Source organism: Glutamicibacter sp. FBE19 (genome assembly GCF_015524875.1).
Lineage (GTDB): Bacteria > Actinomycetota > Actinomycetes > Actinomycetales > Micrococcaceae > Glutamicibacter > Glutamicibacter halophytocola.
This window is the reverse complement of sequence record NZ_JACKQN010000008.1, coordinates 154,798-169,431: the sequence shown is the minus strand read 5'-3', so window position 1 is coordinate 169,431 and position 14,634 is coordinate 154,798. Positions and strand designations below refer to the sequence as shown.

General features: G+C 56.2%; 12 protein-coding genes. 8 read left to right on the top strand and 4 right to left on the bottom strand.

Annotation, left to right across the window (positions count from 1 at the left end; all coding sequences use genetic code 11):
- Window positions 1–204: 204 nt before the first annotated feature.
- Genes H6F58_RS13520 through H6F58_RS13510 form a run of 3 tightly spaced genes read right to left on the bottom strand, consistent with a single transcriptional unit; the run spans window position 205 to window position 3,917 of the window.
- Window positions 205–1,503, bottom strand: coding sequence for an MFS transporter (locus tag H6F58_RS13520; RefSeq protein WP_146275687.1), 1,299 nt, complete (start codon window positions 1,501–1,503; stop codon window positions 205–207).
- 39 nt (window positions 1,504–1,542) lie between these two features.
- On the bottom strand, window positions 1,543–2,448 hold the full coding sequence (locus H6F58_RS13515; protein WP_146275685.1) for a carbohydrate kinase: 906 nt from the start codon (window positions 2,446–2,448) through the stop codon (window positions 1,543–1,545).
- Entirely contained in the window at window positions 2,445–3,917 is a 1,473-nt protein-coding gene (locus H6F58_RS13510; RefSeq protein ID WP_186468086.1) for a glycoside hydrolase family 32 protein, read from the bottom strand. The genes H6F58_RS13515 and H6F58_RS13510 overlap by 4 nt, the downstream gene beginning before the upstream one ends.
- Before the next feature lie 122 nt (window positions 3,918–4,039).
- Here H6F58_RS13510 and H6F58_RS13505 point away from each other — a divergent pair, with 122 nt between their 5' ends.
- From H6F58_RS13505 to H6F58_RS13470, 8 genes are all read left to right on the top strand, one after another.
- The gene (locus H6F58_RS13505) at window positions 4,040–5,068 is read left to right on the top strand and encodes a LacI family DNA-binding transcriptional regulator (RefSeq protein ID WP_146275681.1); all 1,029 of its coding nucleotides are present in this window, start codon (window positions 4,040–4,042) and stop codon (window positions 5,066–5,068) included.
- A 373-nt stretch (window positions 5,069–5,441) separates the two neighbouring features.
- Window positions 5,442–6,467: a LacI family DNA-binding transcriptional regulator gene (locus H6F58_RS13500; RefSeq protein WP_146275679.1), complete on the top strand. Its 1,026-nt coding sequence runs from the start codon at window positions 5,442–5,444 to the stop codon at window positions 6,465–6,467.
- Window positions 6,468–6,511: 44 nt separating this feature from the next.
- Window positions 6,512–8,188 carry an ABC transporter substrate-binding protein gene (locus H6F58_RS13495; RefSeq protein WP_146275677.1) on the top strand — a complete coding sequence of 559 codons (1,677 nt, stop codon included), beginning with the start codon at window positions 6,512–6,514 and terminating at the stop codon, window positions 8,186–8,188.
- Window positions 8,189–8,259: 71 nt separating this feature from the next.
- On the top strand, window positions 8,260–9,237 hold the full coding sequence (locus tag H6F58_RS13490; RefSeq protein ID WP_195181951.1) for an ABC transporter permease: 978 nt from the start codon (window positions 8,260–8,262) through the stop codon (window positions 9,235–9,237).
- Between the two features lie 5 nt (window positions 9,238–9,242).
- Complete coding sequence (locus H6F58_RS13485; protein WP_146275673.1) at window positions 9,243–10,217, top strand: ABC transporter permease; 975 nt, start codon at window positions 9,243–9,245, stop codon at window positions 10,215–10,217.
- On the top strand, window positions 10,214–11,131 hold the full coding sequence (locus H6F58_RS13480) for an ABC transporter ATP-binding protein (RefSeq protein ID WP_146275671.1): 918 nt from the start codon (window positions 10,214–10,216) through the stop codon (window positions 11,129–11,131). Before H6F58_RS13485 ends, H6F58_RS13480 begins: the two co-directional genes overlap by 4 nt.
- The gene (locus H6F58_RS13475) at window positions 11,128–12,075 is read left to right on the top strand and encodes an ATP-binding cassette domain-containing protein (RefSeq protein WP_146275669.1); all 948 of its coding nucleotides are present in this window, start codon (window positions 11,128–11,130) and stop codon (window positions 12,073–12,075) included. Before H6F58_RS13480 ends, H6F58_RS13475 begins: the two co-directional genes overlap by 4 nt.
- A gap of 17 nt (window positions 12,076–12,092) precedes the next feature.
- Entirely contained in the window at window positions 12,093–13,670 is a 1,578-nt protein-coding gene (locus H6F58_RS13470; RefSeq protein ID WP_261382991.1) for a glycoside hydrolase family 32 protein, read from the top strand.
- Between the two features lie 68 nt (window positions 13,671–13,738).
- Here H6F58_RS13470 and H6F58_RS13465 read toward each other — a convergent pair whose 3' ends face one another.
- Complete coding sequence (locus H6F58_RS13465) at window positions 13,739–14,572, bottom strand: fumarylacetoacetate hydrolase family protein (RefSeq protein WP_195181950.1); 834 nt, start codon at window positions 14,570–14,572, stop codon at window positions 13,739–13,741.
- Window positions 14,573–14,634 lie beyond the last annotated feature (62 nt).

Sequence of the window (14,634 nt, the reverse complement as noted above, 5' to 3'; positions counted from 1 at the left end):
TTGCTTCTACTTCTCGCCGCAGTTACCGTCAGATGTACCCGCTAGGCGCTTACGTAACTGCGTTCGTTAGGAAAAACGGGACTCACTGCCGACCCCGCCTTGGTACCTGAACGAGTAGGTCGTTGCCGAAGGCGTAAGGGCGCGCAACCATCAGTCTTGATGGATGCCCGCCCTTGTTGCAGCAGTTGTCCTTAGCTAGGTGAGCTATGCGTCAACTGCAGCTTTTGAGTGCCGCATGAATGGGTCACCGTCAACCTGTTGATCGTCTTTCTTTAGGGCAATGAATCCGTACACGCCAGCAAACAGAACAACGACCGAGATGGCAATGAAGGTCTGCTGGTATCCCATGCGGTCATGAAGGGCACCGAGGGGAGTGGACAGAATGACGTTGCCGATCTGTGCCGACACTTGGAACCCAACCATGTACAAGGTTGCCGACAGAGCGGGGTTGAAGTGCAAAGTGAAGTAACGGAAAACGGGCAAGATGAACAGCGGAGTCTCGATGGCGTGCAGCATCTTGATGGCCGAAACCCAGATTGGATCATCAACCAGGGCGCATCCGAGGATGCGGATGAACATGATTGAAACGCCCAGGAGCAGCGAAGTGCGAACGCCAACACGGCGCATGATGATGGGCACGATGCCTAACATGGCGGCTTCCAGGAAGACCTGGACTGAGTTCAGAATGCCGTAGACCCGCTGGCCAATCTCCGGAGTCTCAAAGAGCCCGGTGTAGAAATCAGGGAACATCTGCTGATCAAAGACAGTGTAGAAAGTCCAGGACAGCATCACAAAGAGAATGATCAGCCAGAGGCTCGGCAACCGGAAGAGCCTGAGCATATCGCGAATCGTCGGAGTTGAAGCAGGAGACAAGATTCCCTCAACTGCAGTCTTCTTGATCACCGGTGGTTCACCAGTGCGGGAGAAGACCAGCAACAAGAGGTGGATCAAGCCCAGAGCGGAACCAATCCAGAAGTTCAGTGCCGGGTTGATGGTGAAAAGGAAGCCAGCGGCCAGCGCGACGACGGCGTAGCCGAAGGATCCCCACATGCGGGCCTGCCCGTATTCGAAGTTGAATCGACGGCTGAAGCGTTCGGTCAAGGCTTCAAATAGGCCAACACCTGCAAGGAATCCAATCGACAGCACGATGGCACCCAAAATAACGCCAGTCATGAAGTGCGATTGCAGCAGAGGCTGATAAACCCAAGTACAGAACGGACCCACCAGCGCGGTCACGGAAGCCAAAATGACGGCCAGATGCTTTCTAATGCCTAGACGGTCCTGAATGGCTCCGTAGGCAAACATCAAAACCAGTGTTGCCAGTGAATTCACCGAGTAGACGGTACCCACTTGGGCGCCGTTCAAAGCCAGTCCAGCTGATTCGCTCGTGAGCCAAATCTGGAAGAAGGACCACCAGATGCCCCACGATGCGAAGAATAAGAGCATCGAGAATGAGCTTTGGCGGTAAGTGGGATTTTTCAGAGTTGTTGTAAAGCCAGCCATCTTTGTCCTGGATTCTTTCGTGAAAGCTATGAAGCGAAGTTACTTGGAAATTGCGAGGGAGAAGTGTTGAATCCACGGGGGATTGGCTCCGGCTTGGGCCACGGTCAGTGCAGCTGAGGTTAATGCATGACGAAGTGCATCTTCAACCTCATCAGAGTCGGCAGCCACGTCGTTACGAAGTGCTTCAACTAATCCAGGATTGTCCAGAACCCCAAAGAGCAGCCCGGACATGAACGCGTCGCCTGCACCGATGGTGTCAACCAGATTGGTAGGTGAAGCAGCAACATCGAACCGCTGACCTGACGAAAGAGCCAAGCACCCGTCTCCGCCTTGAGTCATCACTGCCAAAGCTGGACCGAGATTAGCTACGTGCTCCAGAACTTCCCATGCGTCTAGATCTGGATAGAGCCACTGTCCATCGACGTCGCTGAGCTTCACGATATGGCTCAAGCTCATGAGCAATTCGATACGTTGTAGTGCTGAATCTCGGTCCTCAACAAGATCAGGGCGCAGGTTTGGGTCGTAGCTTAGGAGCGCCTCGTCCGCTGCATTTTTGAAAGCGTCAACAATGCGTTCGCCTGATGGTTCAATCCACGCCGCAATTGAACCGGTGTGAAGCAGATTCGCGCCTTCAGCAACTGGAACCGAAGGGATCTGCTGGTGGATATCAAAGCTGTAGTGCGCATTGGCATGCTCATCCATCTCCACCAGTGCCACGGATGTGGAGCGTTCAGTCACTGAGCCTGCGGCAACATGCACCCCAGCTTGCCCAAGGTGTTCAGCAATTAGATTGCCGTAGGCGTCTTGTCCGAATTCGGTATAGAACTGAACTTCGTGGCCCAGCCGAGCCAGTCCGACAGCGACATTCAGCGGAGAACCGCCTGGATGAGCTTTATCGCCAACAACGTCGACGAGGGATTCGCCTAATACGTTGATGCGGCTCATGCGTTGAGCTCCACTGACTTATCCGAGAGTGGCAGGACTTTGAAAGTCACACTCGCTCCGGTTGCTACGCGCAGCGTCGCATAGGCTGGTGCTTCTTCACCGGTCAGCTGATCCGTCAGGGAACGCAGGCCATTAGCCGCAAGGATTTCTACAGATCCGTGGTCCACCAAAACTTGCACAGTTAGTTCACCCGTATCTGCTGGCAACGGCATGCGCTGGTTGGAGGCGTAGAGCTCGTGATCCACCTTGCCTGTTTCGCGGCGGTGCTGAATCAATTCGGATTCAATGGTGAGTTCACTGATAAGTGTGTCATCGGCTCGGAACAGGGAAAGGGCCGCTGATCCATTCGCGTCGCCGCCAACAGCCAACTCAAGCAGGGCAGGGGAGCCTAGCTCGATACGGCCTTCGCCAGCTGGAGCAACAGAAGCAGCAACTTCGCTTGCCGGCAATCCAAGAATGCACTGGCGAATCTCAAACTTTCCGTCAGAATTCTTTACGAGGTCGAGGCGACGGGCGGTGCTCATGGATCCGCGCCATCCATCATGGGGGAGTTCCCGGGCGTAATCCCAGTTGCTCATCCAGGCAATGACAGTCTGCTGGTCTGCTGGCAGGCCGTGGAAGCTGACGCCGGCATAGAAGTCGCGGCCCCAATCCAGCCAGTTGCCTTGCTTCAAGGATTCGAATTCGAAGCTATCCCGGACTTGTTGATCCTGATCAGGGGTGAAGGAGGTGCCATCGAATTCTCCAATGAAGTACTGGGTACCAGAGCCGCCGGCAACGCCGCCTGGGTTCAGTGAAACAATCAGTACCCACTTGAGCTGGTCGGTGCCGGCTACTGGCAGTTGGAAGAGGTCTGGGCATTCCCAGATTCCTGCGATGGCGGACTGAGGACCAAAGCTGGATAGCTCGGTCCAGTCCTTGAAGTTCTCGGAACGATAGACCAGCACTCGACGTTCGATGGCTTCAACAGCAACCATGACCCAGTAGGAACCCCGCTCGGATTCGTAGCGGATGACCTTGGGATCACGGAAGTCCTTGGAACCACGGTCAAGCACAGGGTTCTGCTCGTACTTGGTAAAGGTTTCCCCGCCATCTAGCGAGTAGGCGATGGCCTGGGACTGGTTGGACTCGTCCTTGGCCGCTGCGGTGTAGATGGCAATAACCGGTGGAACTGTGCCGTCGCCGAAGCCGCTGGTGTTTTCGTGGTCCACCACGATGGACCCCGAGAAGATGTCAGCGACATCGCCATGCAGGATGGCGATGGGCAATTCTTCCCAGTTCACCAGATCGGTGCTCACTGCGTGGCCCCACGACATGTAGCCGTGGCCAACGCCATTGGGATTGTGCTGGAAGTACATGTGGTACTGCTTTCCATCAAAGAACAATCCGTTGGGATCATTGATCCAGTTTTTCTTCGCAGTGAAGTGCAGTTGTGGTCGCTTCACCGCGACCAGCTGAGTTTTGGGCAACGATGCCATCCTTCAATAAGTGGTGCTAAATGCATTTAGCAAAAAACTCTAGCAGTGTGATCCAAGCCCGGCAATAGGCTAGGGTCGAATAATTGCATTTAGGTCATTCGCAAGAGGGAAACGTGGAATCGCACAAAGCAAAACGGGTCACACTAGCCGATGTGGCAGAAGCCTCGGGCATGTCCAAAGCGGCAGTAAGCATGATTCTGAATAACAAGCCGGGATCGCGGCTGTCGGCTGAGGCAACGGAACGAGTCCGCGGGGTGGCAAAGGAACTGGGGTACCGTCCAAATGCCGCGGCCCAATCATTGCGCAGTGGCAAGACGCGCACACTTGGCTTTATTTCCGACCAGGTGACGGTCACCCGCTTCGCTTCGGAAATGATCACTGGCATCCTGCGCGCGGCGGAAAGTCGAGAGCATACGGTGCTCATTGCTGAGACCTTTGGCAAACCTGAGCAAATGGCTGAAGCCATAAAGCAGATGGCACACCGAGATGTGGACGGGCTCATTCTTGGATTCATGGATTCCCGTCAGCGAGATTTGAAGATTCCCCAGACTGGATTACCCACCGTTCTGGTCAACGGCATTGATGACAGCCCCTGCACCGCGGTTCTTCCCAATGAAAATGAATCTGGCGCTAAAGCGGTCCGGCATGTCGTTGAATCCGGTGCTCGCAGCGTCGCAGTCATCGGCGAGCTGGGAAGCGCTGAAAAAGATCCCAGGACGTATCCCAGCATCACGCGCCGCTTTGGCTCTCTGCGAAGGTCCTTGTCTGAAGCGAACCTGGAAGTTCTCGGTCACTGGGTGCTCGACGACTGGAACCCCACTGACGGGTACCAAGCCACTACGCAGATGCTTTCCGAGGGGTACAAGCCCGAAGCGATAATTTGTGCCAACGACCGTGTGGCCATGGGCGTCTTCCAAGCGCTCGCCGAAGAGGGCTTGACCCCGGGAGCGGATCTGTCGGTCCTCTCCTTCGATGATGAGATCATTGCCAGCTACTTGAGACCGCAGCTGAGCTCTATCCGGCTTCCCTATGAGGAAATGGGTGCCCTTGCTGTAGATTTGCTGCTCGAGGGAAGCCTGGAGCCTGGCGAGCACCAGATTGATATGCCGCTCATTGAACGCGACTCCATGAAGCGAAACTGAACGAAGCTACGTCCGTCTTTTTGCGCTGGCTTCAAAAAATCTACACCGTTTTCTTGGACGTCCCACTAGTGGCTTTGCGTGGAATGCGTTCCATGTTCCGTCGTGAATTGTGTAGTGCCGTTTGGTTGCTACTGGTTGCGAAATCCCTACACAGGATCATGAAAGCACTACGAGCTCCTGCTTGCGATTTAGGGTTTTGCGCGCTAAAAATTGCGGGGACAATGGGTTTGCATCCGGTCGGACCAACCTTCTTGACACTCCTAAGTGATGTGAGTTACCTTATTTCTCAGCGTAGTAACGCGCGTTACTGAATCGTGTTAGCAAATCATTTGCACGGCAGGATACGCAGTGATCTCATAGGGGAGGAGGGGACATGTCCCAGCAGTCCGTCACCATGGCCGATGTCGCCAAGGCAGCCGGAGTCAGCCGAACAACGGTTTCATTTGTACTCAATGGACGGACGGAATCGAGCATCCCTGAAACCACGCGAGAAAGAATCAACCAGGCGGCCCGCGAACTGGGCTACCGCCCCAACGCAGCCGCACGAACCTTGGCCAGCAAACGCAGCTCTTGGTTCGGTCTGGTCACCGAAATTGCGACGTCGCCCTTCGCAACTGATGTGATCAAAGGAGCACAACAGGCAGCATGGAAAGACGGAAATTTTCTACTCGTCGCGCCTAGCGATGATGAACCCGGCATGGATCAACGTGCCGTGGAGAAGCTGCTGGAACAGCAAGTCGGTGGATTGATCATTGCAACCACTTGGCACCGTCAAATCACTGTGCCGGACAACGCAAAATTAGTTCCCTGTGTACTGGTCAATTGTTTCGACGCTGACGGTGAGTTTCCGTCAATAGTCCCGGATGAAATCGGTGGCGGCTACGCTGCTGCTGAAATTCTTGCTAGGGCCGGGCACACCAACATTGGACATATCACCGTTGCCATGGGGATCCCTGCACAAATCGGGCGCCAAACCGGTATGAAGCAGGCCCTGCGTGACCACGGGATAGAACCAGACGATACAAAAATCGTCCCCGGTGATGGAACAGCTGATAGCGGATATCACGGGACGCAAGCGTTACTAAGCCAGACTGATCCGCCAACCGCAATTTTCTGCGGAAATGACCGGATCGCTATGGGCGCCTATGACGCAATTAAAGAACGTGGTTTGCGTGTGGGAGAAGATATTTCAATCGTCGGATTTGATGATCAAGAAATTCTGGCACCGCATATGCGACCAAAACTGACAACCATTGCCTTGCCCTTTGAAGAATTGGGTATGGCAGGGGTGTCTCTACTGAATCAAATGGTAGAGGGCTCACCGATTGAGAATCGCCAAATTACCATCGGCTGCCCTCCACGCATTCGTTCATCTGTGGCCATGCACGGCCAAAGATGAGCTTCCCCTCCGCTACACATCACATGAATGGATGAGGAACTTCAATGATAATCAAATACTTACGCCGCGCGCACCTTGCCGTGGCGGCAACCGCTGTGGTCGGCACACTCGCTTTGAGCGGGTGCGTCGCTTCTAATCCTGGCGGAACTGAAGGAGGCGGGGCTTCAGCAAGCGCCGCGTTCCTCACCATTCCGCGGGAAGACATGGGAACTTTCTCCAGGAACTTCAACCCATTTTCGCCTAATGCTGCGCCGATGACCGGCCAGTCCATCTATGAGTCCATGCTGGTTTACAACCCAGCAGGTGGCGACACCGTGCCGTGGCTGGCCACTGACTGGAGCGCAGGCAAGGACGGCAAATCCTTGACCTTCAACCTGCGTCCAGGCGTTAAGTTCTCTGACGGCAGCACGCTGACTTCCAAGGACGTCAAGCTTTCCGTAGAACTGCAGAAGAAGCTACTTGGCAGCTACGACTATTTGAAGTCCATCCAGACTCCAAATGACTCCACCGTGGAGTTCACCTTCAAGAAGGCCTACACCCCGGCTTTGTATGAACTGGGCCAGCAAGTTATCGTTCCGGCGCATATCTGGTCCAAGTTCAAGAAGCCTGGAAATGAGGAGAACCCGGAGCCAATCGGCACCGGCCCATACACCGAGGTTGCCAACTTCCAGGCACAGTCCTTTGAACTGGGGAAGAACCCGAATTACTGGCAACCAGAAAAGCAGAAAATCGGTGGCATTCGCATGCTCGCCTTCGCCGGAAACGACGGTGCCAACTTGGCTGCCATCTCCGGTGACGTTGACTGGACGCAAACGTACATGCCCGATATCCAATCCACGTACGTGGACAAGGATCCAGAGCACCGCCACTTTTGGTTCCCAACCACAGGCGCAGAAATCAATTGGCAGCTGAACACCACCAAGAAGGAATTCTCCGATGTTCGTGTGCGCAAGGCGCTGAGCATGGCAGTTGACCGTGAACAGGTAGTCAAGGTTGGCATGTCTGCCTACACCGAACCAGCAGACTGCACCGGCCTGTCAGGCAACTACGACAAATGGCGCGACGCTTCAGTGGTAGAGAAGTGCGACTGGACCAAGCATGATGTTGAAGGAGCCAAGAAGCTTCTTGACGAGGCCGGTTACAAGGAGAACGCACAGGGCCAGCGCACGACACCTGCTGGCAAGCCTTTCACCTTTGACATCTCTGTAGGATCAACCTCTTCTGACTGGCTCTCTGTAGCGAACATCATCGCCCAGAACCTCCAGGATGTAGGCATCAAGGCAACCGTCGATTCCCCTGACTGGGCAGCAGTGACCGCAAGCTACGAAACTGGTGAGTTTGATACTGGCATCGTTTGGACTGCCAACGCGCCAACCCCGTACCAGTACTACTTGAACCTCATGGGCAGCCAGAACGTGAAGCCGGTAGGCAAGCAAACCTTCGATAACTACCACCGTTTCAGCGACAAGAAAGCAGATGAGCTGCTTAGCAAATTCGTTGCTGCCAGCGATGAAGGCGAACAAAAGCAGGTCGTAAATGACCTGCAGGCACGCTACAGCGAACTGGCACCAGTCGTTCCACTGTTCGCTGGCCCAGAGTGGGGCGCCTACACCACCGAGAATTTCGTTGGCTGGCCAACTGAAGAGAACCCTTACGCGACTCTGAGCAACCGGGCACCAACCACTGTTCTTGTGCTCACCAGCCTGGAACCAGCGAATTAGCAACATTTCCCCCGCAGTGGGCGGATGCCATCCGCCCACTGCGTTGCGATCCTTAGTCAAGGACACACATCATGAGTTTCCTCTTACGACGCCTGGGCTTTTATCTCCTAGCCTTCTGGGCGTCCATCACCCTGAACTTCCTGCTCCCGAAGCTGATGCCAGGTGATCCCGTCACCCGCATGCTATCGCGATCGCAGCAACGACTTGAGCCGCAGCAAGTCGAATCACTTAGAACGTTGATGGGCGTTGACGGCGGCCCCATCATCCCTGAATATTTTGGCTATCTTGGCCGCATCCTGACTGGCGACTTTGGGATGTCGATCTCCCGTTTCCCCACTCCAGTCTCCGAGGTCATTGCCTCGCAGCTGCCGTGGACCCTGTTGCTTGGATTAACGGCACTGATCTTCGCCGTGATCCTCGGCAATCTCTTGGGCATCCTTGCGGCCTGGCGCCGCGGTGGCTTCCTGGACTCCGTGGCACCACCACTGCTGGTGTTCATCGGCTCATTCCCGTACTTCTGGCTAGCCATGGGCGCCCTGTACATCTTTGGAATCAACATGGGGATTGCACCGATGCGCCATGCCTTCTCTGTTGGCCTGGTTCCGGGGTTCAATCTCGAATTCATCCTGGACGTAGCGGCACACCTGGTCTTGCCCGCTTTGACCATCGTTCTGATCTCGTTGGGCGGTTGGATGCTGGGCATGAGAAACACCATGATTGCCACCAACTCTGAAGATTACATTTTGATGGCCGAGGCCAAGGGCTTGCGTCCGCAACGCATCATGCTGAACTACGCAGCACGCAATGCAATGCTGCCGTCGGTCACCAGCATGGGCATGAGCATCGGGTTCATTGTCGGCGGTGCGCTGCTGACGGAAGTGGTGTTCGCTTACCCAGGTGTTGGCTATCAGCTGCTCGGCGCGGTCCAAGGCCTTGACTACCCGCTGATGCAGGGCATGTTCTTGACCATCACCGCTGCGGTGCTCATTGCAAACTTCCTCGTAGACCTGGTCTACGTCAGGCTTGACCCTCGTGTGCGGAAGGGCTGATCATCATGAGCCAGAATGTAACAAATCCTCAGACCCTCGTCGCGGAGCAAGCAGCCGAAGAGAGCACCTCCGCGCGCGCCCGCATCAGTGCCGCCAGATTAGTACGGACCTTGCTGCGCAACGGCAAGGCTGTAGCTGGCCTCAGCATCCTGCTGGCCTTCATCATCTTGGCCTTGCTTGCTCCCGTGATCTTTCCCGGAGACCCATCCCGCATTACCAACGCCGGTGCAAGCATGCCGAGCATGGAACACTGGCTGGGCACCACCAGCAAGGGCCAGGATGTCCTGGGGCTCACCTTGTGGGGAGCACGCTCCTCGCTATTTGTCGGCTTCTCCGCTGGCATCTTTTCTACCGTAATTGGTGTCCTGGTCGGTCTGAGCGGAGCCTACTTCGGGCGCGGCCTGGACGAAGTGCTGTCCTTGGTCACCAACGTTTTCCTCTTGGTTCCGGGGCTTCCATTGCTCGTGATCCTCGCGGCTTTCATGCCTCCTGGCATTGGCACGGTCATTGTTGTCCTGGTGATTACCGGTTGGGCGGGCAGCGCGCGTGTCATGCGTTCCCAAGCCATGTCCATCCGCGGAAAAGACTATGTTGCCGCGGCTCTGGTATCGGGTGAGCGCCCGCTGCGCATTATGGTCCGCGAAATGCTCCCCAACATGGCTTCGGTGGTAATGACCACATTGCTTGGTTGCATCATTGGTTCCATTGGCGCACAGGCCGGTCTTGAATTCCTCGGCCTGGGAGATGTCAATACGATCTCCTGGGGCACCAACCTGTTCTGGGCCACCAGCGACGGCTCTTTGATGCTCGGCCAATGGTGGATTTTTGTGCCATCGGGTCTGGCTATCGCGTTGGTCGCATTCGCGCTGGCACTGTGCAACTACGCGGTAGACGAAATCACCAACCCGCGTCTTCGCCGTCCAAAACACGCAACGAAGAGCACCGCGGCAACTACCGTTGCGCGAAAGGAAGAAAAATGAGCGTCCCGGTATTGGAAGTCCAGGACCTGACTGTTGAATACGTCAGCGATGAACGTGCCGTGCGCGGCGCGGACCGGGTCAGCTTCACCATCCACTCCGGTGAGATCTTTGGCCTGGCCGGGGAATCTGGCTGTGGCAAGTCAACCATTGCCAACTCGATCATGCGCTTACTGAAAGATCCTGCCCGGATTACCCGCGGCAAGATCCTCTTCGACGGCAAAGATGTGTTGGGCATGGCCGAGGCAGAACTTCGCGCATGGCGTTGGAACAATGTCGCCATGGTGTTCCAGTCAGCTATGAACTCGCTGAATCCGGTCACCCGGATTGGCGAGCAATTTGTTGACGTGATCCGCACACATCGTGGTGGTACCCGTGCCGCAGCAATGCAGCGCGCTGAAGAGCTGCTGAAAATGGTGCGCATTGATCCAGCGCGTTTGCGCGCCTACCCGCATCAGCTTTCTGGCGGGCAGCGTCAGCGCATCGTCATTGCCATGGCCTGTGCGTTGAACCCTCGATTGCTGGTCCTTGATGAACCAACCACAGCACTGGACGTGGTGGTGCAGCAAGAGATTCTGGAGCAGATCCGTGAACTGCAAAAAGAATTGGGCTTTGCCATCCTGTTTATCACTCACGACATGTCGTTGATGCTGGAACTCTCGAACCGCATTGGCATCATGTACGGAGGCCGCATTGTTGAGCTGGCGCCATCAGGCATCCTGCGCCATGGTTCCCGCCATCCCTATACCCAGGCACTGCTCGGTGCGTTCCCGCCGTTGCGCGGACCAAAGGTCAAACTCACTGGACTGGCAGAAGGCGTCAAATTCACGAACGTCCAGGACTTGGAAGACATCGGCGAAGGCCATTGGGTTGCACCGAGTAATCAACCAGTGCTGTCGCAAGGAGAAGCGCTATGACTTCAACGACAACAGAAAAGACCGTAATTAGCCCGGCCGTGAACATTCGTGCGTTGAGCAAGTCCTACAACAGCTCATCGCTCTTCAGCCGCAAGAAGGTTCCTGCTTTGAGGAATGTTGACTTGGAGATTCAGCGCGGAGAAATCGTCGCTCTGGTGGGGGAGTCAGGCTCTGGCAAATCCACATTGGCGCGTTGCTTGGCCCTGCTTGAGACTCCGGATTCCGGTGAAGTTCTGGTCAATGGGCAGAACATTGCCGGGCTCAAAGGCGCAGCCGCCCGCGAGTACCGGAGTGACGTGCAGATGGTCTTCCAGGATCCCTTCGGATCGTTGAATCCGACCTTCCGCGTGGAGCACATTCTGGAACGTTCCCTGGCCTTGCATCAGCCCGAGATCAAGTCCAAGCGCAGCGAGATGGCCAAATTGGTCAGCACCGTGGGGCTTAGCCCGGACGTGCTCTCCTCCTTCCCGCATGAGCTCTCCGGCGGGCAACGCCAGCGTATCGCCATCGCCCGTGTCCTGGCAGCCAAGCCCAGTGTCATCCTGGCGGACGAGCCTACTTCCATGCTTGACGTATCCGTGCGCATTGGCGTCCTGAACCTGCTGCATAAGCTCCGCGACGAGCGCGGGATCGCCATCCTGTACGTAACCCATGACTTGGCCTCGGCCCGCTACTTGTCAGATCGAATTGCGGTGCTCAACGAAGGACGAATTGTCGAGTCAGGGGAATCCGTGCAGCTGCTGGAGAACCCGAGGCATCCATACACCCAGCTTCTCGTTGGAGCTGTGCCTAATCCAGACCGCGACGGCAGTCTCGACGCTTCCAAGCGTGCTGCCCTGCGTGAGCAAATCGCACGCTGGTCAAGCAGCTCCAATTTGAAAAAGCATGTCATCGATGAAGCCAACCAGCACTGGGTGCTGGCTGACGAAAGTGAAACGATTTGAATCTGAAAACGAGCAGCGTGGCCAAAGCTGGTCCGTCCCGTCGAAGCATCGTCACGACTCTGGCCTCCGCGACCGCCTTGGGCCTGACCGGACTTGGCGCGGGAACAGCTCACGCGGCATCGGTGACCCCGCGAACAGAAACAGGGAATAATGTGTCCAGCGCGATGAGTTACCGTCCCAGCTACCACTTCAGCGTTCCGGACAATTGGAAAAATGATCCGCAGCGTCCCATCTACCTGGACGGCGAATACCTGTATTACTACCTGTACAACGAGGATTACATCCTTGGCGGCGCTGGTACGAGCTGGCGCCTGACGACCACCACTGATCACGTGAATTTCACTGACCACGGCGTCGCCATCAGCAAGCATGACAGTCCAAATGGCGACTGCTGGTCAGGGTCAATTGTCATTGATGAAAACAACACCGCTGGCTACGGGAAGAGCGCCCTCATAGCACTGGTAACCCAGGCGCCTGAGAACGAACAAGCACAGTTCCTCTGGTACTCCACGGACAAAGGACGCTCGTTCAAGCCAGGCGGCACCAAACCGGTTCTGGCCAACCCTGGCCAAGAAGCATTCCGCGATCCGAAGGTCATCTGGCATGAGCAAACCTCCCGCTGGGTCATGCTAAACGCAGAGGGTGATCGTCTTGGAATTTACGTTTCGCCGAACCTGAAGCAGTGGAAGCGTACCAGCGAATTTGTGCGGACCAACTTGGGCATTCTCGAATGCCCGGATCTATTCCAGATTCAGGCCTCGGATGGAACAAAACACTGGGTGCTAGGCACGAGCGCCAACGGCAAACCACGTGATTTGCCGGCAACCTATGCCTATTGGCTGGGCGAATTTGACGGCCGGGCCTTCACTGCGAAGGACGATGACCCGCAGTGGCTGGACTGGGGATTCGACTTCTATGGAGCGGTCACCTATCCGGATCACCGTGCAGATGGCAGCGTCAACCCCGAGCTGCGCCGTGCCATCGGCTGGAACAACTTCTGGGATTACCCGCACAATGCTCCGAGCATGGCCACCGATGGCTATAACGGCGATGACATGATTGTGCGCGAAATCCGCTTGATTGCCGGCTCCGAAGGCTACTACTTCGCTTCGGTTCCGGTGGCTGAACTGGCGAAGCTTGCTGGCCCGAGCACCAGCCTGGGCAGCCCAACCGTTTCCAGCAAGCAGGTCTTGGCCTTCTCCAGCAGTGCCTATGAGCTGGAATGCGACTTGAACTGGGACCCTGCGAATCCACCTGAGAACATCGGATTCGAGATATGCAGGGCCCGGACCGGCACCCGCCACGTGGCCACCGGGCTTTACCTGGCCGGCGGGTTCGCCTACGTGAACCGCAAGCCAAGCTTCCACCCGGGGGACAAGAGCGAAACCAAGAGCCCGCTGGAAGTACCCGGAGGGAAAATCAAGGTGCGGATCCTGGTTGACCGCTCCAGCGTTGAAGTGTTCTTTGGCGACGGACGGATAGTTCATTCGCATCGAGTGTTCCCGCTGGTATCAGATTCCGGGATAAAGCTCTTCGTCTCCGGAGGCAAGGCAACGTACAAGAATCTCACGGTGCGCAACCTGAGCTTCGCATAGAAAAACGGGCAGGTGCCCAGGAAATGAATTTCCTGGGCACCTGCCCGTTTCGACTCCTTCGAAGCGCACTAGCTGGCCTGAACTACTGGATTCTTCAGCTCCCCGATTCCCTGGATCTTGCAAATGACGTCATCGCCCGCGGCAATTGGCCGGGACTTGGCAGGGAAACCGGTCAAGATGAGATCGCCCGGTTGCAGGGTCATGAATCCGCTGAGGTAGACCAGGATCTCTTCAACGCCCCACCCGAGATTCTGAGTGGTCGAGGTTGCAAGAGCTTCGCCATTGTGCACGATGCCGACTTCCAGATCGCTGTCATCCAAGCCGGCAACAATCCACGGGCCCACCGGAGTGAAGGTATCAGGGCTCTTGGCGCTGATCCACAGCTCATCAGCCTTTTGGGCGTCACGGTCCGTCACGTCATTGCCGATGGTTACGCCGAGAACAGCTTCACGGGCATTTTCCAGCGTGAGGTTCTTGGCGGGCCGGCCAATGACGATAGCCAACTCTGCTTCCGGATCAACGCGCGCACCGCTATCATCCAGCTTTATGGCGTCCAAGGGACCCACGACCGAGCTGGCTGCCTTGTGGAAGGCTTGCGGCGGCAAGGCGCGGCCTGGAGCCCCGGTGTTGTGCGCCATCCCGAAGATGTTCGTTGGGTTGCAGGGGGATAGGAGATCAAACTGCTCTTCGGCTACCAGATCATCGATGTGCCAGCCTGGCCGTGCAGGGCTATTCTGATTCGATCGCGAGCCAGCAAACGGTGAAGCGATGACTTTCCACATGCGGCCTTCCGCAGAATCGAAATCGGCAGCGTCATTGCGGACGAAAAATTGTTCGGCGATTGCTGCTGGTTCACTGTCTTTGGGGCGAACGCGCGCGATTCGGTAAACGGCTTCAGGCATATTCGAATCCTACCTACTGAAGCAGTGTGATCCTGTGGTTGGCGATGTTTTGTTTACAGGGA